The sequence below is a fragment of the Shewanella sp. cp20 genome (assembly GCF_000832025.1).
Taxonomy (GTDB): Bacteria; Pseudomonadota; Gammaproteobacteria; order Enterobacterales; family Shewanellaceae; genus Shewanella.
In genome coordinates this window covers 37,896-58,500 of record NZ_JPII01000008.1, presented here as the reverse complement: position 1 = coordinate 58,500, position 20,605 = coordinate 37,896, and the positions used below count along the sequence as shown (strand labels likewise).

Sequence of the window (20,605 nt, the reverse complement as noted above, 5' to 3'; positions counted from 1 at the left end):
ACTAAAAAATCAACTTCCCATATCGAAATACCACTTAGCTACTTTTAACCCACCTTAAAATTGGATACATTATCCAAAACTAACAGGAGGTAATATGCGAGTTATCGATGCCGATGCGGTCCATCAGGCACTAGACTTTCCCAGCCTAATCGCCGCGCTGAGAGAAACGTTTGCCCAGCCCGCCGGAATGCCACAGCGCCAGGTGTTTCCATTAGACGACAGCCACAGCGATGCCTTTGCCGTGCTGCCGGCCTGGAACCAGAAGACCATAGCGGTGAAAGCCTTTACCTATTTTCCTGGCAATCCGAAAAAATCTTCCGAGCTGGAAAGCCTCTACTCCAAGATTATGATCTTTAATCGTGACACAGGTGAGCCACAGGCCTTAGTCGATGGCACCAGCGTCACCTACTGGCGCACTGCGGCGGTGTCGGCATTGGCGAGCCAGTATCTGGCTCGATCAGACGCTAAACATCTGCTGCTGTTTGGCACGGGCCGGTTGGCAGCCTTCATGGCACTGGCGCACGCCAGTGTCAGGCCGATTGAAAAAATCACCGTGTTGGGACGCTCAGACGCCAAGGTCGACAAGACCATCAGCGCCATACAGGCTGGCGCGCCGCAGATAGAAGTGAAGGCCTGCGACGATCTTCCCCGGGCTGTGGCCGCGGCCGACATCATCAGCTGCGCCACAGGTGCACCTTCGCCATTGTTCGATTCCGCCTGGGTGTCTCCCGGTACCCATGTGGATCTGGTGGGCAACCATCATCATGACAGACGAGAATGTGACAGCGACCTGATTGCCAGGGCCGAGGTTTATGTGGATGCCAAGGTCAACGTCTTCGCCGAGGCGGGCGAGCTGTTAATTCCTGTCTCGGAAGGGGTGTTCGAGCTGTCTCAGGTTAGGGGCGAACTAGCCGATCTGTGCCGGGGCAAGCTCTCTCCACGCCAGGACTCTCCTTGCCAAGAATCTCCTAGCCAAGATGCTCCTCGGGCAGATGCTCCTCGCTCTGACAACCACGCCATAACTCTGTTTAAGTCGGTTGGCACGGCGCTGGCCGATCTGGTGGGTGCCCAACTGGTATACGAAAAACAAGCCCAACGCTAATAAGATGAGAAGTGGGGCGGCGCTGCCGCCCCACTTCTCTTTCACACTCGATTTCTACTGCTAGCGCTTCATCCCCCAAGTTGGCATTCGATCCCCGCTGCGCTACCTTAAGCCAAACTTTTTTTCATATCGCATTAAACCTTTTCAAACTCTGCCTATGTCTAATAGGTATTGTTCACTCACAGGGAAGACAGATTTGAGCGCACTCACGAGTCCAGATGATGCTCACCAGCTCCTCGATGCCGTATTGGTCGAGCGCGCCAAGCAGGGCGACAAGACCGCATTTCGGCAACTCTTTGATCAGCATCACAGACGCGTATATGCCCTCTGTTTTCGCCTGGCCGGTCAGGCCGAGCTGGCGGAAGAGGCCACCCAGGAAACCTTTGTCCGCCTGTGGCAGAAGCTGCCTCTATTCGATGGCAAGAGCCAGTTTACGACCTGGCTCCACAGCCTGACGGTGAATCAGGCCCTGAGCTGCATTAAGAAACATAAGAGCTTCTGGGCCCGATTCATGCCCGGCGAAGAGGCGCAAACGGCCGCGGTCGCCTTCGACGAATATCAGGGAGTGGACAAGTTACTGCTGAAACTGCCGGAGCGCGCTCGTATCGTCTTCGTCCTCTATGCCCTGGAGGGCTATCAACACGACGAGATCGCCAGACGCCTCAAGATAGCCCCCGGCACCAGCAAGGCGCAGTACCACAGGGCCAAGAAATTACTGCAGGAGATGATCTCATGACAGATAAGGCAGACAAACTAGCACGCCTGCTGGCACAAACGCCGAAAGAGATGACCCCTGAGCGGGATCTCTGGCAGGAAATAGACCAGCGCCTCGATGCCCCAGTAAACACCACAAATCAATACTGGCGCCCCATGGCTATCGCCTCCACCCTGCTGTTGGCTCTCTTGGTAGGTAAATTGAGCCTCTGGCCTGCGAGCGTCGATACCGAGAGCGATGCCCTGTTGCAGACCCTGGCCACAATTCAGGCCCAACATCAGGCCAGCGTCGATGCCCTGAGCCTAACCAAACACGTCGACTGGCGTACTAGCCCATACAGCCAACCGGTCGAGCAAGGCATAGAACAGCTCAGGACAGCCGCCAAGGAGATCTATGAGGCACTAAAACTCAACCCGACAGACAAACAGCTGTGGCAGCTCTGGCTATGGACGCAGCAACGCGAAATAGAGTTAATCAAGCAGGGGCAAAAACTCCCTGTCGATCGTGATACAACAGGAGAGATGATATGAAAATACAGCTAAAAACCACCGCATTGGCATTGCCCTTTCTACTATTGAGCCAATCTGCACTGGCGGCCCAGAGCGTGGATAAACGCATAGAGGTTCAAGGAGACCTACGCCTGAACCTCGAGGTGCAGCGCGGTGAGGTCGAGATTTTGCCTTGGGATCAGTCCGCCATCACTGTCAGCGGCACCCTGGATGAGCTGAGTGAAGGCCTAACCGTGGAGCAAAACGCCGGTACTATCTCCATCGAAGACAAGCTGCCCCGTCACTACTCGGGCAGTAACAAGGAGGGCTCGCGCCTCACCATCAAGGTGCCTAAACAGCTCAAGCTCTACAGCGAAGGCGTCTCGGCCAACTATAAAGTGAGTAAGCTCTCGGGCGACATCAATGTGCAAACCGTCAGTGGCAACATCAAGGCCAACGGCTTGAGCGAACAGGTCAGCATCAATACCGTCTCGGGCGACATTGTCAGCCAGTCGCTGCAAGGCAAACTCAAGCTGGAAACCGTGTCGGGTAACATCGAAGACAAGCAGAGCCTGGGTAAGGTCAGCTACACCCTGGTAAGCGGCAAGCTCAACGCAGACAGCGGCGCCGAGCAAGTCTCTATCGAGCTGGTATCGGGAGATGCTAAGGTCAGCCTGGATAAGGTAGAGCGCCTCAAGGCCCAGAGCGTCAGCGGCGATCTTAACCTGTCTGTCTCCGGCCTAACCACCAAGGCCAGCCTGGAGAGCGTCAGTGGTGACATCAGCTTCAGCCTGCCGGCGAATCTCGATGCCACCTTCAACATCGACGGCGGCCCCAGCGGCGACATAGACAATCGCCTGACACAGGACAAGCCCAAGCGACCTAAGTATGGCCCGGGCAGCTCGCTACAGTTCCAGATGGGCAATGGCAGCGCCGATATCCAGATCAACACCATCAGCGGCGATATCAATCTCAAGTAGCGCTAGGACTGAGTCCGACGAGCTAAATCTTCGCATCAAAAAGGGCCCGCTGTCGGGCCCGTTTTATTACGAGCGGCATAAACCTGTTAAAAGCCGACCACCCTGGCCGCCGAGTGATGCAATAGGGAGTCGATAAATCGCTCTGCACTATGACTCAAGCGACGATTCTTCATCGAGACCACACTAAAGCTCGCCTGGATGCTCGGCCCCCCCACTACGTCCAAAGCCACCAACTCGCCGGACGCCAGCTCCTCTCGTACCGAGATATCTGGGGTGATCACCACCATGTCACACTCTTTGATGGCCGACTTGATGGGCTGAAACTGGGCATATTTCACCAGGCCAACAAAATCATGCCTGTCTTCATCGAACAGATCCTCATACTTTTGCCTCAGCGGCTGCGGCATGGCGCTGGGCATGCCGAGGGGATAATCGCGCAGACTCGGCAAGTAGACCGTTTTAAGGCAAGTGAGGGGATGGTTGGGACGACAGCAGAAGATCGCCTCTGACTGAGGCAGGCATTGGGTCACCACATTGTCTCGCTGATCCAGCAAGGTGACATTGGTCTCGGCGACAAACATGTCCAGCTCTCCCTTGAGCAGTAGCTTGTAGAGCCGGCTCCAACTCTCAACCTTTAGCTCCAGAGAAATATCTGGGTTATCGCGAACAAACCTGCCTACCGCCGGCCCGATAATGCTGTTGGACGGAATGGGACTGGCGCCAATGGCAAGCTTAGCCTGCTCCAGCCCCTGTTTGGTTTTGATCTCAGACTCCAGATATTCCAGCTGACTGACGATCAACTCCCCCTGGGCCAACACCAGGCGGCCATATTCCGTCAGCGCAAAATGTTTCTCGTCACGGGCCAACAGGCTGGCTCCCAGGCGCTGCTCCATCTTCTGAATGCTGCGCGACAATGAAGGCTGGGCCAGATGTAACTCGTTAGCCGCCTTACTAAAACTCTTTAACCTTGCCAGTACAATGAAGTGCCTTAAGTGTCGTAATTCCATCTATCTCACTCTTATTGTTCTTGTTGTGATTACCACCATTAGGGTCATAGCTTAGTGCAGCACCAGTTACTGAATGAGTGGTTGCATCAGTTGCTGAACTAGTTACTGAGCTAGTTACTGAGTTAGTTGCTGAACTAGTTAATAAGTTAGTCGCTGCATAAGCACCATTTCTATCACTATAGAAAGGCAAGCGATATAGGGACCCAGGACGGGCAAGGTATGAGACTCCCCCTAAGCAGGCGCGTATGAGAAAAGCAGAACTTGAACCATTCGAAATAAAGACTTTTAAAACAGCACGTTAATAAACACCAAAGTTAAGCTGTCGCAAATAAAGCGCCTAACCCCGACCTAATAACATAAATTTAACAATTTGTATCAGATTGCTACCAAATGATACATGAGGCATCCAACTCAGTTTGGTCTGCCGCCCCTAAATAAGGCTTCAGAAATACACCAATCACAAAGCCCAACCGCCAAAAGCCGACATAAAAAACCAAAATAGAAACAAAAATAAGTTTAAAGAACTATCTAGAAGGCGCTTAATCCTTCCGGCACAGAGTCTTCACCTTCATTGGCGCATAGCCTTTATGCATACCCCTATAGCTTTTACGCATTGGCCTGCACATCCATAACTCAATAAGAATCGAATGCTGTACGAGTGCCTTACTTTTGCAACCAAGCCCAAGCTTTGACAATAAAAAGAAAAGGGAACAACCAATGAAATTGAAGAAAATAAGTCTCATGACCATAGCGGCCATCTATGCCGCCGGTGTTGGCGGCGCCGCCGCGTCCAGCAATGCCGATACCCATAATATGCGCAGCATAGAGATCACCGATGCCATCCTGAAATACAACGAGGACCTACGCGCCGGTAAGGTGCGCAATGGCACCCAGAGTAGTGAGTCACTGCAACAGCGCGGCAGCAATGGCAAGAACGTGCACCGTGCGATTGCCACACAGCAAAACAGCAAGGTGCCATTTAAGTTTGAAGCAGGCCTAACCGGCGAGCAGACCTATATCGTCGAACTCAACGACAAGCCGGTCTCACTCTACCGTGGCGACCTTCCCGAACTGGCGGCGACCTCCCCAGCCATGAGCACAGTGCCTGTGATGCTCAATCCAAGAGGCCACAACAAGGTCGATATGCAGAGCAGTGCGGTGAAGCAATACAGCAACTACCTCGCCGACAAGCAGGCTCAGGTGCTGTCACAGATCGGTGCTGCCGTGGGCGGCAATGTCGAAGTTAAGCAACACTATCGTCTGGCCTTTAACGGCATGGCGATGCGCATGACCCAAGATCAGGCCGCTCGCGTGGCTGCCCTGCCCGGCATTCGCAATGTCAGCCTGGAGAAGATGTATGAACTGCACACAGACGTTGGGCCAAAACACATTGGCGCCGACGGTCTGTGGATGGGCACAGCGGCCGACGATAAGTACAAGGGTGAAGGCATAGTCGTCGGTGTGCTGGATACGGGGATCAACACAGATCATCCTTCATTCGCCGCCGTCTCGGGTGATGGTTATGTGCATCAGATGCCCGATCGCTACAGCCACTATCTCGGCGATTGTGAGAAAGAAGAATTTGCCAGCATGTGTAACGACAAACTGATTGGCGTTCGCTCGTACGAGACGATTACCGACAGCTACCTGGATCCTATCTTCCAGCCCGATAAGAACTGGTGGGAAGTAGAAGACCCCAAACGCCCCCAAAACGGTGAGGACTATAACGGCCACGGCTCACACACCTCGTCTACCGCTGCCGGTAACCAACTCTCAGATGTTGACTATGTCGTGCCTGCACTGGGTGAGACCGGCGACGGTATCCCCACCGGCCTCAAGTTTCCTCGCATCTCGGGTGTGGCACCGCGCGCCAACGTCATCATGTATCAGGTGTGTTACCCAGGTGATACTAGCTATGGCGACAGCTATGCCGGCTGTAAAGGCTCGGCGCTGCTCGCCGCTATCGACGATGCCATCGCCGATGGTGTCGATGTGATCAACTACTCGATAGGCACCACCTTTGGTACCTTCCCCTGGGACGACCCTATGGAGCTAGGCTTCCTCGCCGCGCGCGAAGCGGGCATCTCCGTCTCGGCATCTGCGGGTAACTCCTACATGCCGCAATACGCCTCTCAGGCTCGCGGAGCAATCGATCACTTCTCTCCCTGGCTCACCTCGGTAGCCGCTACCACACACGGCCGTGAGATTGCCGTAGAAGGCAAGATGCTGACCAATGCAACGGGGGGCGAGCAGCCGCTTAGCGATCTGCAGGGCTCGGGGATCACCGATGCCTATACAGGCCCAGTGGTCGAGGCCAAAGCCTACGGCAGTGAATATGAGATGTGTAACGAGCCCTTCCCGGCGGGCTTCTTCGATGTCGATCCGGCGGGCAATCCTTATGCTACTGCGCCGATCGTCGTCTGTAAGCGCGGCGAAATCGCCCGTGTAACCAAGGCGGTGAATGTCCAGGCCGGTGGTGCCGGCGGCTTCATCCTGTGGAACCCAGGATACTCAGACCCGACTCATAACGATCCCTATGTTATCCCAGGCATCAACATCAACTACGGCAGTTACTATGGCAACAGTGGCAACGGCAACTATGGCCTGCAAGATTGGCTCGCGGCAGGCAGCGACCATGCCCTAACCATCACGGCCTCTGAGGTCACCACCAGAGAAGGCACCGCCGACTATGTCGCCGACTTCTCATCTCGCGGCCCCAACCTGGAGGCACCAGATGTGATGTCGCCTAACCTGGCGGCGCCAGGCGTTAACGTATACGCCGCCTGGGCCGATGAGATGCCATTCACCACCCAAGGCATGCCAGCCGACTATGCCGCCATCAGCGGCACCTCTATGGCGGCACCGCACGTGGCAGGCGCCATGGCACTGCTGACTCAGGCGCACCCAGACTGGACTCCGGCACAGATCCAATCGGCGCTGATGACCACGGCATCGCTCGATGGGGTGACCCGTGCACGAGACGGCCATCCATACGATCCGGTTGCGGCTGGCTATAGCGACGCGGGTAGCGGGGTGATCAATGTGTCACGCGCCAACAATGCCATGCTGCTGCTTGATGAGAGCGTCGAAAACTACCGCGCCGCCAACCCCAAGAATGGAGGCAATATTCACACCTTGAACCTGCCTTACTTCTATCATGACAGCTGCGCCGGCACCTGTACCTGGATGCGCACAGTTACCGCCACTCAGGACGGCACCTGGACAGTTGAGGCCACGCCAAATGACATGGAAGGTGCCCAGATGCTAGAGCTTGAGGTATCGCCTAAGACCTTTACCCTCAAGGCCGGCGAATCCCAGAGCATCAGCCTCAAGGCTAAGATTCTCGAGGTAGAGGCCATCGGCGCCGACTCATCGCAAATCCAGCTGACGGGTAGCGTCAAGCTGACACCAAGCGACAGCAGCAAGCCGATGCAGCACCTGCCTGTTGGGGTTCGCTATAAGGGTGACAGCCTGCCTAACGAGGTCTCTGGCATCATACATCGCCAGCAGGGTCACAACCTGACGCCAGAACTACACACCAAAGAAATACAATCGCTCAACTCGCGGATATATGGCCTCACCAAGGGTGAGCGTCACGACACCGAGCTTAAACGTGCCGAAGTCAGAAAATACTCAGACGGCTATACGCGTCAGGAGATAGAGGATGGTGGCGCCAAGGTGATCTTCTTCGATGTACCCGAAGGCACTAAGCGTGTCGTCTGGGAGGTTCTGTCGGCACCGAGACACGCCTATACCTCAATCGACCTAGGTATGGACGTCAACGGTGATGAGGATATTCAGTGGTTAGATGAAGCCATCTGTTTCTCACAGACAGACAATGGCGACTTCTGTGCCATCAATAACCCTATGCCGGGTCGTTACTGGGCCATCGCTGCCAACTGGAAGTGGGAGTATGAGGATCAGAAGAACCTCGCCGATCCATTCGAGCTTAGCCTGGCGATAGTAGGCGAAAGCGATAGCGGCAACCTGTCCATCGAAGGTCCGGCGACCAACGACGGCATGACCCCCTATCAGCTAAAACTCAACTACGATCTGCCCGGTGCCGAGGAAGGTGATGTCTACTACGGCATGGTCGGCCTGGGAAGTGACGAATATAACGACTCTAACCTGGGTGACTTCGCGGTGAAACTCATGCACATGGGCAGCGACACCACAGTCACGGCCTCGCAAACTGCGGCGAAAGAGGGCGACATTCTGGATTTCGTCGTGGAACTCGCGCCTAACCTGTTAGGGGGCGAGCGGGAGTTCACCTTTAATACCGAGCTAAGCGACGGCCTGGTTCTCATGCCAGACACAGTTTCGGTAGGTGGTATCGGCAACTATGGTGAGGGCATGACGGTTGAAGGCAACACAATCGCTATCGCGGCCACGCAGCCTTCGTCGAGCGAGATGAAACGCCACTATGTCTTTACTACCAATCTCAGCGATAACACTTGTAAGGTTCCTTATGGGGAAGATGGCAGCTTCTATGATTTACCTATGCAAGGTTTCAACCATATCGGCCTGTCTGGCTTATCGAATCAAACCTTACAGATCCCGCTCAGTGCCAATGGCTTACCCCATGTGCCTCTGTACGGTAACCCAGAGGTCTTTGGTCAAGACATATTAGCCATCTCTCCCTTTGGCTATGTACAGTTTGACCCTATGCCTGACTTCTGGAACTTCAATCTGCCATTCGATGACAACTTCCAGGGCTTCCCCGATACTATGGTGGCGCCATTATGGCGTGGCGATGTGAGAATGCCGCAGGCGAGGTTTAACTGGAATACCGGCCGTGTCGAAAATGCAGTGTATGCGGTGATCACCAACAAGCACTACATCTTCCAGTGGGATGGCGGTGAGGAGTGGAACTCCTTCCTCAGCGGCAACGACACACCGGATCCCGAAGCCAAGTTTAACATCCAAACTATCGTCGCAACTGACCTCAGCTTCGATGAGGCAAGCCCGGAGATCATCTTCGCCTATGAAACCTTAGACACGGAAAACGATCAGTTCGGTTCTGTCGGTCTACATGGTTACTGGGGTGAGCGTGCCACCTTCGGTCCTGCCGGTGGCTGGCTGAACGATGGCTTCGCCTATAAGGATGTCGATGAGAAGATCAGCTCTGGCACTGTCATCTGTGCCGACTATCGTGGCCCTGAGCAATCAGCGGTATCACTCAAGTTCTCGGCGCGGGTTTCGGCCAATGCGGTTGGCACCGACAACTTTGTGAAGGTCGACACTCAATATGCAGATTCTGAGTTGGTCACAGTGACCCATGAAGTCTCTAGCCCATCGAATATCAGCGTTGCGGCCATTACCGATATGAGCATGGAAGAAAATGCCACGCTAGAAGGCATCACAGTGATCTACAACGATGTCAAAGGCACGGCCAATGGCATCATGGTCTCGGGTGAGCACATCACGGCAGAGGTCGATGGTGATAGCTTCAGCATCACGCCAGAGAAAGACTGGTATGGTGAGACCCTAGTAACGGTCACGGTACACGACATGGCCTACCCATCTGACGCCGCCTCCACCAGCTTCATGCTGACGGTCAACTCAGACGGTGTTGAGCCAACGCCGCCGGCGCCGGAAACGCCAGATGAGCCAACAGACAATGACTCTGGCGGTAGCCTCGGCTTCCTGGCACTGGGCCTACTGGGTCTGCTGGCCGGACGTCGTAAGCTGCACTAAGCGTCCAACGATTTAGTTCGACCTTGTCTTTGGGCCCTCTCTGAGGGCCCTTTTTTATGCCAGCTTAAAGCTAGTTCATACCGTGGCAATCGGCGCACTCTTTGATGGTCAGCTCAGGCGTATGCATCTCCATGTCGGGGGCGTGGGCATCTTCCATGCCATGACAATCGTTACAGGTTGCCAGGGTAGCCTCTGACTCTGTGTGCATGGTCAGGTCGATAGGCTCATGGCAATCTTTACAATCCATGGCAACGGCCGCGCCAGCAAATAACAGGCCGGCGGCTAGGGTGATTAATTTTTTCATTTCAGGCTCCAGTTTTGGCAATTCAAACAGCTAAAAAGCTCACAATAGTAGGCGAACACTCTAGGGTCTGTTTATCTTTCAGGTTTAATTTTTGTTCGATCTAAACGCGTTTTGCTCAAGGCGCATGCTGTGCGGCATAGTTATTCTATGTAAATAGCAGGCAACAAAGGGCAAGGCGCGTTTAGATGAACCCTTCAGGCAGCTTTTGTAGGCCATTTCTACGGCGTTATCGCCCGCTCATGTAGAATAACTACACTACACGGACTCTACCTTGTTTAAATAACCTACAAAATGCTGCAGAAACAAACAGGAAAGGTCAACAAACCCTAGGCTTGCCGGCCCGCCTCTTGCCTGTCACTCGTTTATACAAGATAGACATACTCACAACAGGCATACTCAAGAAGCGCTGGGCGCAGCAAGCTGTCTGGCGAGCATTACCAGCCAAGATTAAGCCAAACTTAAAAATGTCATCCAGGTAGCAGAAGTGCTGGCAAGATCATACGCCCCACTAACACTTTGTGATCGAAAGCAAAATTTCACCTTGCCACAAACACAAAGAAGCCGCCCAAGAGGCGGCTTCTTAAATGCGTTACTAACTAACCTAAAAGATTAGAAAGAGGTGCGCTTGTAACGGCGATATTCCGCGGTCCAGAAGTTATCTTCAATGGACTGCATCAGCAGCTCGTCGCTGGCCGGCAGCGCATGGCCCTGCTCAATGGCCACCTTGCCCACCGCGAAGGCGATATGCTTACTCACCGCATGGATATCTTCCAGCGCTGGCAATAGCGAACCTTCGCCATCTTTAGCCAAAGGAGAGCACTCTGCCAGGGCGCGGCTCGAGGCCATCAGCATCTCGTTACTGACGCGCTTGGCACCCGAGGCCAACACGCCCAGGCCTATCCCAGGGAAGATATAGCTGTTGTTGCACTGGGCGATCTCATAGGTCTGCTCGTCGATCACCACGGGCTCAAACGGGCTGCCGGTTGCCACCAGCGCCTGGCCCTTGGTCCAGTGCAGAATATCTTTCGGTGTCGCCTCGACACGGCTGGTCGGGTTAGACAGCGGGAAGATGATAGGACGCTCACAGTGGCTGTGCATCGCCTTGATGATCTCTTCGCTAAACAGACCCGGAGCGCCAGATACGCCGATGAGCACGGTCGGCTTACCATTATTCATCACATCCAGCAGCGAGATGTTCTCGCTCTCTGTGTTCCAGCCCTCAACCCTGGTCGCCTGCTGCGCCAGGTTCTGCTGGAACGGCAGCAGATTAGGCATGTTATCTTGCAGCAGCCCCCAGCGGTCTACCATGAAGACCTGCTGACGTGCCTGCTCGTCGCTTATCCCTTCTGACACCATCTGGGCGATGATCGCCTCGGCAATACCACAACCTGCACTACCGGCGCCAAGGAAGGCCACACGCTGCTGACTGAGTTGAGTATCCGCCGCCTGACAGGCTGCCAGCAGAGAACCAACGGTCACCGCCGCCGTGCCCTGAATGTCGTCGTTGAAGCAGCAATACTTGTCTTTGTAACGCTCGAGCAGTGGCATGGCGTTCTTCTGGGCAAAATCTTCAAACTGGATCAAGGCATCTGGCCAGCGTCTGTGAACCGCCTGCATGAAGGCCTCGACAAACTCGGCATACTCTTCGCCGCCGATACGCTGATTACGCCAGCCCATATACATAGGATCTTCCAATAGATGCGGGTTGTCTGTGCCCACGTCCAGCGTAATAGGCAGGGTGTAAGCCGGGCTGATACCGCCACAGCTGGTGTAGAGTGACAGCTTACCAATCGGAATACCCATGCCGCCGATCCCCTGGTCGCCCAGACCCAAGATGCGCTCGCCATCGGTGACGACGATGATCTTCACCTTCTGGCGCGTCGAGTTATTCAGGATGTCATCGATGCGATCCTTGTTGGGATAGGAGATAAACAGGCCGCGGTTACGACGATAGTTCTTCGAAAAACGCTCACAGGCCAGGCCAACCGTAGGGGTATAGATGATCGGCATCATCTCGGTAATATGGTTCTGCAACAGACGGTAATAGAGGGTCTCGTTGGTGTCTTGAATGTTGCGCAGATAGATATGGCGGTCGAGATCGTTACTGAAGTTCTTGTACTGATCGTAGGCACGCGAAGCCTGCTCCTCGATGGTCTCGATGACGTGGGGCAGCAGCCCCTCGAGGTTGAAGAAGATGCGCTCCTCTTCGGTAAAGGCACTGCCCTTGTTGATCAAGGGGGCTTCAAGAATGGCTGGGCCGGCAAAAGGAAGATATAGCGGGCGTTTATTATCGTCCATTGGTAACCTTTTCTCTATCTGTGGGTATGTTGGAATGGCTGTGCTATCAATTTTGGCAAGATTACCACAAAGTGTGATCTTTGTTGCCTTTGGCGCGATCATTTTTTTGATTATTTTCACACCCTGGCTGTTTTAAACACTAACGGCCAGACACAAAAAACGCGGCCTAAGCCGCGTCTTTAGATGACGATATCTCTTACTTTCCGCGATACTTGATCGACAGGCCAGTCAAGAAGTTGCGCAGCACCTGATCGCCGCACTCCTTAAAGTGCTTATGGCCGGGTTTTCTAAACAGGGCTCCCAGTTCAGAACTGCTCATTCTGAAGTCCGCCAGGGCTAAGGTCTCGATAATATCTTCTTCACGCATCTCCAACGCGATCCTCAGCTTCTTGAAGATCAGGTTGTTGTTTAACTGAGACACGGGAGATGGGATCTCGGCGCCTTCACGCAGGCCGCGCTTTTCGATGATCAAACCATCAAGAAACAGGCACAGCGTCTTGTCGTTACAGGGCTTGTAGCCCTCTTCGGACTCTTTCTTAAGCATGTTGAGCAAGACTTCCTGGGTCATCTCGTGTTTGACCTTGGCGAAGATCTTGATCATCTTAGCGTTCTTGTAATCGAATACGAATCGTAGACGGCGTAAAATATCGTTATTAATCATTGTTTAACTTCTTAGATTACTGGCTCGCGCGGGTGCGCCTGCCACTGAGTCGATATTATAACCGACTTTGCGTCGACGCCGAGGCATTATTTTCAGCCTTGGCCTCGTCCATCAAGGCGTCTCTAAGCGCCTGACGCAGCTTATCATGCAGGCCAAAGGCTTGATTGCGCTCATCAATGGGCCAGGAGGCGTTTTCCAGCACCACAAGATATGTATCGAACGCCGGATAACTCAGGCTCAGCGATTGATAGCCAGGCAGATAACCTGAGTGGCTATACTCCTCGATTCCCTGCTGATTCACCTGTACCCCGAAGCCGTAATAAAGCTGCTGCCAGCGGTGAGGGCGCTGCATCCTGGGCGTCACCATCGCCTGATAGGCCTCCTTACTCAACAGTTTACCGCCATGCAAGGCACTAAGATAATTAAGCAGCCCCTTGGCCGAGCCCGTCATGCCGCCGCCGGGTAAGAGGTTCATCTGCACCTCATATTCCATCGGCTCATTGCTACTCGCCTCGATGCCGGCAATCAGCCCCTGCTGCGCACCGAGTTGCGCCTTGACGCCGCTTACGCCGTGCTCCTTAAGAAAGCCGTTAACCAGGGTCGAAAAGTCGGCTTGATACTGGCTCTCCAGCAGCTGTCCCAGCACCTGATAGCCCAGGTTAGAATATTGAAAATCGCTGCCAGGGGTGAATCGATTCGCCTTGCCCTGGGGCGCGATCCCTGAGCTGTGACTAAGTAGCTGAGCTATGGTGATGCGCTCATCATAGGTAGGCAGATTGGCCGATGCCAGATAAGGATTCACCTTATCCTCCAGGGCAAACTTATCCTGGCTGACACCCCGCATCACCAGCGCCGCGGTAACCATCTTGCTCTGGGAGGCCAACATGACCCGGCTATCCAGCGTCGGGGCGAGCTGCTGACCATAGCCGCTTGACTTCACATAGCGGATCTCACCATGCTGCATCAGGGCAACAATGCCATAAAAGGGACGTTCGTTGGCGGCGATAATGGCATCGAAAGCATCACCCAGCGCCACCTCTTGGCCCGGTGTTCGTTTTGCCTGCTCGTTAGTCGCCGGCTGCTGGTCAGTCACTATATTGCTGGCCACGGCACTGCCCGCCATGGCCCCCAGCAGACAGAGGCTGGTCGCCAAGACATTGATCTTCATCCTTGTTCTCCTAACCGGCTTAACCGATAAACTTCCAGTAAACAAATAAAGCGGCAAACCCTAACAGATACGTCATGCCTAACCAAGAGAGTAGCCGCATGGCCACGCCGTAGCGATCAGCGGCTGCCAGGTTGTCACTGGTCATCAGGCGATAGTTGAGCCAGGCGAAGATGATGGTGGTCATGAAGGCCAGGGTCATCACAAACTGCAGCAGCGGCAGCAGCGCCCCCTTGAAGAACAAGATGATCCCTAGCCCCAATAGGCTGACGATTAACATGGTGAGATTCAGCCCGCGCTCGCTGACCTCATCCTGCCGCAACAGCTGCAGGCTCAAGATAAGCGTACGGCTATAGCCATCGACCACTGTCACCGTAGTGCTGAAGATACACAGCAAGGCCACCAGGGCGATGAGGTAACGACTGCCCTCACCCAGCACCAGGCTATAGAGCTGAATCAACTGCTCGGCAAACTTGGCCCCGGATGGCGAGAAATGCACGCCAGAGCCATGCATCACCATGGCGCCCAGAGAGAGAAATACCACGGCCAAAATCGCCGTAGTGATAAAGCCTAGATTAAAATCGAACAATGCCTGCTTGGGCGTTACCTTCTGCTGTTTCTGCTTTTCGATCAGCCAGAGGGAGTTCCAGCAACTCACCTCGATAGGCGCCGGCATCCACCCCATCATGGCCACCAGAAAGCCAACATGGGCCCATTGCCAGGGCGAGGGCGAGACAAAGTCCGGCGCTAAGATAGGCTCGGCATTAAAGGCCAGCGCGGCGGCGCTCAGGGTAGTCACCGTCAGGCAGAGCATGATCACCTTAGTGACCCTATCCAGCACCCGGTAGTGTCCCAGCACCAGCAGAAGCTGGCTGGCCAGCAATACGATCAGCGCCAGCAGGTCGATCGACAATGGCACAAATTGGGTGAGCAGCGCCGCAGTTAACATGGCAACACCTGCGGTACTGGCCACCGCCGCAATCGAATTCAGCAGGGAAAACAGCAGTAAATAGCCCCGCCCCTGACGTTGATAGCCATGAAGCAGACTCTCCCCCGTCGCCGCGGTATAGCGTGCTCCGGCGGCGAAGAAGGGATACTTGAGCAGATTCACCAGCAGTATCACCCAGGCCAGCTGCCAACCAAATTCGGCGCCGGCGCGGGTCGAGGCCACCAGATGGGAGGCACCAATCGCCGCGGCCGCCATCAACAGACCTGGGCCTGTGGCTCGCAGCAGTCGCCGACACACAAGCCAATAACCCGCTTGACTCGTATTTACAGTGAGATCTTCCACGGTCACTATTCTTCCTTCAGACAAAGTTAAAAATTGATAAACTCACGCAGCAGCAACTCTCGCGCAGCAGCAAAGACAAGAGTCGCTATGATTGAGGTAACCTGGCCTCGATACGCCTGAGCGTCTCTTCGATGTTTTGCAGGCAGTTCAGGGTCTGGGCGGCCACATCCACCTTCGCCTCAACCGGCTGACTCTGCTCGGCCAACGCACTCTTTTGTGCCATCACGGCGGCGCGAAACTCGGCGGCCTCCTCTATGCCTGTCAGGCTGATCAGCGCACCAGTACCCGACTGCCCCGCCGTCTCAATCGTTAACTTATGAATACCGAACAGCCGCATCAGGGGGCCCTGGATCATCGCCATGTCGGTGATCTTATCCAGCGGCACGGTATTTTCGGTGCGGGTGAGTATTCCCTTACGCACGATAAGCTTCTTGGTGGTCAGCTCGGCGCTCATGTTGGCGATATAACGACTGGTCGCCCATAAGCCTATGGGGTACCAGAGCAGCAGGAGCGGAATACCGACCAGGGAGATGCCCAACACCGCCGCGCCAGTGGTCAGCCAATAGAGTCCAAGCTTGCCGTGAAAACGCGCTTCGAGCAGTGTTTTTTCTTCCATTTTATTTACATCTCCAAATACACAGGGCGGGAACCAAGCTATGACAATGCCAAGCCTACTCGCTTTAATCAATCAAAATCATGCGTTTATTTATTTACATTTGTTAGCAATTCGCACTATTGACTTTGTTACATTAGCAATTAGTTTAGTAACGTTACTGTAACAAAATGGTGGCGGTAGTTGAGTGGTAGTCACTGATTTAAAAATATAACGAGTAATTAGGGATAATCATGAAAAGACCTCAATACTGGCCCAGCGCCTGCGCTATCGCCATTACCATTGCGCTAACCCCACATGTTTATGCTGCCGACGAGAGCGTCGAACGCATCGAAGTCACCGGCTCTCGTATTAAACGTACCGACATCGAAGGCCCATCGCCGATCCAATCGATCAATAAAGACGATATTGCCAACATGGGCTTCGACAACCTGCAACAGCTGCTGGAACGCATGCCAGCTAACGGCGCGGGCGCCTTCTCTACCCGAGGTAATAGCCAAGACTCAACCGCTAACGGCGCGGCCTCAATCAGTCTGCGTGGCATGGGCCCGGACGCCACCCTGGTGTTGATCAATGGTCGCCGTGTGGCTATCAGCTCCTTCGCCGAGGGGATCACTAACTCCTTCGTCGACATCAACAATATTCCGGTTTCCGCCATCGAGCGTATCGATATCCTCAAAGATGGCGCCTCGGCCATCTACGGCTCAGACGCCATCGCCGGTGTGGTCAACATCATACTGCGTAAAAACTTCGAAGGACTCGAAATTAACCTGGGCTATGGCGACGCCTCGGGCTCGGGCTATGATGAGCAGAGCGGCTCTATGCTTTGGGGCATGCAGTCAGATAAGGGCAGCGCCTCTATCATTCTCGACTACTTCAAGAACAACACCCTGGCCGCCAGCGAGATGGGCCGTTTCGGCACCGCTAACCAGAGCCCATACGGCGGTGAAGACTTCCGCTCTTCACGTGGCTTCCCTGGCTACTTCTATGTCGATGGCGTCAAGACCATAGACCCAGATTGTCCAGCCGATTCGGCGACTGCCAGCGGCAGCTGTCTGTTTGATTACGGCCCATACAACCTTACCATTCCCGCCGCCGAGCGTGTGGGGGCTATCGCCCAGTTCGACTACCATCTGAGCGATGAGATGACCGCCTTCCTAGAGGTCGCCGCCCAACATAACACCTCAGAAGCGGGCGGCGCGCCGACACCGCTGGATGAAGATGCCATGCTAACGGTACCGGGCACTCATCCCAACAACCCTTGGGGCAAGGATATCGAGATCGGTCGTTACCGCACCGTCGATGCCGGACCACGTCGTTGGGACATCGAATCTGACACCCTACGCATGGTTGCCGGCCTGCGTGGCAACATAGATGAGTGGGACTGGGAAGTCTCGGCCCAGAAAGGCCGCAGCGAGTCGACTCAGAAAGGCGACAGAACCCAGGGCTGGGTACGCACCGACTTCCTGCAAGCGGAGATCGACGCCGGCAACTACAACCCCTTTGGCGGCACCATGAACTCACAGGATGTGATCGATCGCATCACCACCAGCCTGGTTCGCCAGGGTGTATCACACCTCACCGCATACGATGCCAGCATCACGGGCCCTGCATTTACCCTGGCCGATCGTGAAGTCATGATGGCCGCTGGTGTCGAGTACCGCGAAGAGGACGTGAGCGATATCCCGGATGATCAATTCCAGCGCGGCCTCATCTTCGGTACCGAAGCCGTATCGGCACAGGCCGATCGCGACCAGTACGCCGCCTATGTGGAATTCTCTATTCCTGTCACCGACAACTTCGAGTTGCAGCTGGCTGGCCGCTATGACCACTACAGCGACTTCGGTTCGACCACTAACCCTAAGGTCGCCTTCCAGTGGGGGATCACTGACGCACTGACGGCTCGCGCCTCTTGGGCAACCGGTTTCCGCGCACCGTCTCTGGCACAAATCGGTCTTGGTCCATCGAGAGAGAGTAGCTTCTTCATCGATACCTACCGCTGCGCCGCCGACAACGTCGACTGTACCGCACTGGACTACAACACAGAATTCGCCGGTAATTCAGACCTGGACGCCGAAGAGTCAGAAACCTGGAACGCTGGCCTTATCTGGGCACCGAGCCAGAAGTTCGACATCGGCTTCGACGTGTTTAGCATCACCCAGGACAACAAGATCGACAAGCAGCCGCTGGGCGAGATCTACCTGGCCAACTGTAACGATCAAAACAGCACTGTCTGTGAGCGTCTGGCGCCTCAGCCAGGACAAACACTGGGCCCAATCAGCCTGATCCACTCGAGCTTTATCAACCTAAGCTCACAAGAGGTACAAGGGGTCGACGTCTCCACCCACTACGGCTTAGAGTTTGATCGCTTCGGTGACCTCAAGTTTGGTTTGGAGTACAGCTACCTGCATAAGTTTGAGAAGGACGACCTGGATTACACGGGTGAATACCGCTATCCACAACACCGCTGGTTACTCACCACCAACTGGACCATGGATGACTTCGCCGCCAACATCAACTTCAGCTACATCGGCGAGTTTGAAGATACGCCAGACATTGACTTCGACGGCGTACTCGATTTCGAAGACAACAAGTCACGCATGGTCGACTCCCAGCTGCTGGTCGATATGTCGGGCTCTTATCGCTTCAACGACACCTTCAAGTGGACCGTGGGCATCAACAACGTATTGGATGAAGAGCCGCCATTTGCCATCGGCGACGGTGACACCGACCTCTACGGCTATGTGATCGCCACCCATAATCCTATGGGGCGCTACTTCTATACCAAGTTGAGCATGAGGTTCTAACTGTCACAAAAATGGCATCCATTTGGATGCCATTTTTATTTAGACTAACGGCTCTACCAACAATAAGTGAGGAAAAGGATGATTACGCTATATGGAACCCCAAGAAGCCGCGCGCTGCGCGTCTCTTGGCTGCTTGAAGAACTCGGTATCGATTGGCAATTTCACTTCATCAATTTTGCTAAGGGCGATAACCGCAGCGAGGCCTTCCTGGCCATGAATCCCAGTGGCAAGGTGCCTGTGATCCAAGATGACGAGCTGGTGCTGACAGAATCGGCAGGCATCTGCCAATACCTGGCCGAAAAATACGGTAAGGGCCAGTTGCTGCCAACGCCGGGCACGCCCGAGGCCGGTCACTATCATCAATGGATGAGCTTTATCATCTGCGAACTGGAGCAGCCCCTATGGACCATGGGTAAGCACAAGTTCGCCCTGCCCGAGGCGCAGCGTCACCCCAGCATCTTACCCATAGCGGTTTGGGAGTTCGACAAGGCAGCCGCCTTAGCCGAGAACATGCTACCTGACACCCCTTACCTACTGGGTGATGAGGTAAGCGTTGCCGATATCATGCTGGCGCATACCCTGATGTGGGCGACAGTGTTCGAGCAAAGTATTCCCCCCAAGTTGGCGGCATTCAGAGACAGGATGCAGCGCCGCCCGGCCTTGGCCAGCGCGCTTGAAAAAACCGAGGCCGTTGCCGCTAAGGCCGCTGATTAGCAGTAACGGTTTAACAGCATAATGTCTCTCAGGCATTATGCTGCCCTTCTTAGCCCTAATGCCTAAAAGCAATCCGCATATTTTCCTTGTTTACGGCTAACAGCCCTTAAGTCGCCACGCAATCCGGTGCCTTGGCGAGATCCAGCTTAATCTCATCCTTGCGAGAACGGATCCTCAAGAGCTCCTCATCCAGACTCACCTCTATGTCGCCCAGCCAGTCCAAGGTTTTAATCGGTTTTAGCTGATAGCGCCACAGCGGTAAATCACACTGACGCCACACCTTGTGATAGGCCTTTCCCATGGCACCAGGATCTATGGTCTGCACCCAGATGGCGTAATCTCGATCGCGCTTAAACTGACTCTGCTCATCAGTATCTGGACTCAATACCAGGCTCATCAACATACCTAGACTCAATAAAATAAGCTGAACTATTCCAACCAAGAAACTGAGCTGAATGAAGAAAGACACCGGGCAATGAAGGTGAATAAACTCGCTAAATTGGCGGCGATATTGCTCCAACTTCCAAAAGCCCAAAAACACCACGATGAGTTTTAGCAGCAGGGCCATGGGTTTCACCTTGGCCATAAAAGGCGGGTTGAGCCAATAGGCGCCAAACAAGCCGGGTAACAGACTCTCGATAAGTGGCAGATAGATAAGCGCGGCGATAGCGATTAAAAGCAAGATGGCCTGGCGAGGGCTGGTGACTTGGTACATATCCTTGTCCAAATGGCGTTAACCTTTAAGTAACATCTGCACAAGATA

The 20,605-nt window shown here is 54.4% G+C and carries 15 protein-coding genes; 7 read left to right on the top strand and 8 right to left on the bottom strand.

Going from position 1 to position 20,605, the window contains the following annotated elements:
• Positions 1-94 precede the first annotated feature (94 nt).
• From DB48_RS02270 to DB48_RS02255, 4 genes are all read left to right on the top strand, one after another.
• The gene (locus tag DB48_RS02270; RefSeq protein WP_041508718.1) at positions 95-1,102 is read left to right on the top strand and encodes an ornithine cyclodeaminase family protein; all 1,008 of its coding nucleotides are present in this window, start codon (positions 95-97) and stop codon (positions 1,100-1,102) included.
• A gap of 157 nt (positions 1,103-1,259) precedes the next feature.
• Positions 1,260-1,838: an RNA polymerase sigma factor gene (locus DB48_RS02265; RefSeq protein ID WP_152619080.1), complete on the top strand. Its 579-nt coding sequence runs from the start codon at positions 1,260-1,262 to the stop codon at positions 1,836-1,838.
• A complete protein-coding gene (locus tag DB48_RS02260) occupies positions 1,835-2,347 on the top strand; it encodes a hypothetical protein (protein WP_041508716.1) in 513 nt (170 codons plus the stop codon). Before DB48_RS02265 ends, DB48_RS02260 begins: the two co-directional genes overlap by 4 nt.
• Complete coding sequence (locus DB48_RS02255; protein WP_041508715.1) at positions 2,344-3,285, top strand: DUF4097 family beta strand repeat-containing protein; 942 nt, start codon at positions 2,344-2,346, stop codon at positions 3,283-3,285. Before DB48_RS02260 ends, DB48_RS02255 begins: the two co-directional genes overlap by 4 nt.
• 86 nt (positions 3,286-3,371) lie before the next feature.
• On the opposite strand, the gene DB48_RS02250 is transcribed toward DB48_RS02255, so the two are convergent.
• Complete coding sequence (locus DB48_RS02250; protein ID WP_041508714.1) at positions 3,372-4,292, bottom strand: LysR family transcriptional regulator; 921 nt, start codon at positions 4,290-4,292, stop codon at positions 3,372-3,374.
• A 717-nt stretch (positions 4,293-5,009) separates the two neighbouring features.
• On the opposite strand from DB48_RS02250, the gene DB48_RS02245 reads away from it, so the two are divergent.
• Entirely contained in the window at positions 5,010-9,989 is a 4,980-nt protein-coding gene (locus tag DB48_RS02245) for a S8 family peptidase (protein WP_041508713.1), read from the top strand.
• A gap of 70 nt (positions 9,990-10,059) precedes the next feature.
• On the opposite strand, the gene DB48_RS02240 is transcribed toward DB48_RS02245, so the two are convergent.
• The 6 genes from DB48_RS02240 to DB48_RS02215 form a co-directional block, all read right to left on the bottom strand.
• On the bottom strand, positions 10,060-10,293 hold the full coding sequence (locus tag DB48_RS02240) for a hypothetical protein (RefSeq protein ID WP_041508712.1): 234 nt from the start codon (positions 10,291-10,293) through the stop codon (positions 10,060-10,062).
• Between the two features lie 609 nt (positions 10,294-10,902).
• On the bottom strand, positions 10,903-12,591 hold the full coding sequence (locus tag DB48_RS02235) for an NAD-dependent malic enzyme (protein WP_041508711.1): 1,689 nt from the start codon (positions 12,589-12,591) through the stop codon (positions 10,903-10,905).
• Between the two features lie 196 nt (positions 12,592-12,787).
• Positions 12,788-13,252 carry a DUF1456 family protein gene (locus tag DB48_RS02230; RefSeq protein WP_041508710.1) on the bottom strand — a complete coding sequence of 155 codons (465 nt, stop codon included), beginning with the start codon at positions 13,250-13,252 and terminating at the stop codon, positions 12,788-12,790.
• A gap of 55 nt (positions 13,253-13,307) precedes the next feature.
• Positions 13,308-14,420: a serine hydrolase domain-containing protein gene (locus DB48_RS02225; protein WP_041508709.1), complete on the bottom strand. Its 1,113-nt coding sequence runs from the start codon at positions 14,418-14,420 to the stop codon at positions 13,308-13,310.
• Positions 14,421-14,439: 19 nt separating this feature from the next.
• Positions 14,440-15,621 (bottom strand): Nramp family divalent metal transporter, encoded by a 1,182-nt coding sequence (locus tag DB48_RS02220; protein WP_235375323.1) that lies wholly within the window; start codon positions 15,619-15,621, stop codon positions 14,440-14,442.
• Positions 15,622-15,793: 172 nt separating this feature from the next.
• Complete coding sequence (locus DB48_RS02215) at positions 15,794-16,324, bottom strand: PH domain-containing protein (protein WP_041508708.1); 531 nt, start codon at positions 16,322-16,324, stop codon at positions 15,794-15,796.
• Between the two features lie 230 nt (positions 16,325-16,554).
• Here DB48_RS02215 and DB48_RS02210 point away from each other — a divergent pair, with 230 nt between their 5' ends.
• Positions 16,555-19,128, top strand: coding sequence for a TonB-dependent receptor (locus tag DB48_RS02210; protein WP_041508707.1), 2,574 nt, complete (start codon positions 16,555-16,557; stop codon positions 19,126-19,128).
• Positions 19,129-19,206: 78 nt separating this feature from the next.
• A complete protein-coding gene (locus tag DB48_RS02205; RefSeq protein ID WP_041508706.1) occupies positions 19,207-19,842 on the top strand; it encodes a glutathione S-transferase family protein in 636 nt (211 codons plus the stop codon).
• 106 nt (positions 19,843-19,948) lie between these two features.
• Here the strand turns inward: DB48_RS02205 and DB48_RS19605 are convergent, their stop codons facing one another.
• Positions 19,949-20,557 carry a hypothetical protein gene (locus DB48_RS19605; protein WP_052813624.1) on the bottom strand — a complete coding sequence of 203 codons (609 nt, stop codon included), beginning with the start codon at positions 20,555-20,557 and terminating at the stop codon, positions 19,949-19,951.
• Positions 20,558-20,605 lie beyond the last annotated feature (48 nt).

Excerpts from the sequence above, each read along its gene's own strand:
- DB48_RS02270 (WP_041508718.1), top strand. The coding sequence starts at position 95 with ATGCGAGTTATCGATGCCGATGCGGTCCATCAGGCACTAGACTTTCCC.
- DB48_RS02265 (WP_152619080.1), top strand. The coding sequence starts at position 1,260 with ATGTCTAATAGGTATTGTTCACTCACAGGGAAGACAGATTTGAGCGCA.
- DB48_RS02260 (WP_041508716.1), top strand. The coding sequence starts at position 1,835 with ATGACAGATAAGGCAGACAAACTAGCACGCCTGCTGGCACAAACGCCG.
- DB48_RS02255 (WP_041508715.1), top strand. The coding sequence starts at position 2,344 with ATGAAAATACAGCTAAAAACCACCGCATTGGCATTGCCCTTTCTACTA.
- DB48_RS02250 (WP_041508714.1), bottom strand. The coding sequence starts at position 4,292 with ATGGAATTACGACACTTAAGGCACTTCATTGTACTGGCAAGGTTAAAG.
- DB48_RS02245 (WP_041508713.1), top strand. The coding sequence starts at position 5,010 with ATGAAATTGAAGAAAATAAGTCTCATGACCATAGCGGCCATCTATGCC.
- DB48_RS02240 (WP_041508712.1), bottom strand. The coding sequence starts at position 10,293 with ATGAAAAAATTAATCACCCTAGCCGCCGGCCTGTTATTTGCTGGCGCG.
- DB48_RS02235 (WP_041508711.1), bottom strand. The coding sequence starts at position 12,591 with ATGGACGATAATAAACGCCCGCTATATCTTCCTTTTGCCGGCCCAGCC.
- DB48_RS02230 (WP_041508710.1), bottom strand. The coding sequence starts at position 13,252 with ATGATTAATAACGATATTTTACGCCGTCTACGATTCGTATTCGATTAC.
- DB48_RS02225 (WP_041508709.1), bottom strand. The coding sequence starts at position 14,420 with ATGAAGATCAATGTCTTGGCGACCAGCCTCTGTCTGCTGGGGGCCATG.
- DB48_RS02220 (WP_235375323.1), bottom strand. The coding sequence starts at position 15,621 with ATGGCGGCCGCGGCGATTGGTGCCTCCCATCTGGTGGCCTCGACCCGC.
- DB48_RS02215 (WP_041508708.1), bottom strand. The coding sequence starts at position 16,324 with ATGGAAGAAAAAACACTGCTCGAAGCGCGTTTTCACGGCAAGCTTGGA.
- DB48_RS02210 (WP_041508707.1), top strand. The coding sequence starts at position 16,555 with ATGAAAAGACCTCAATACTGGCCCAGCGCCTGCGCTATCGCCATTACC.
- DB48_RS02205 (WP_041508706.1), top strand. The coding sequence starts at position 19,207 with ATGATTACGCTATATGGAACCCCAAGAAGCCGCGCGCTGCGCGTCTCT.
- DB48_RS19605 (WP_052813624.1), bottom strand. The coding sequence starts at position 20,557 with ATGTACCAAGTCACCAGCCCTCGCCAGGCCATCTTGCTTTTAATCGCT.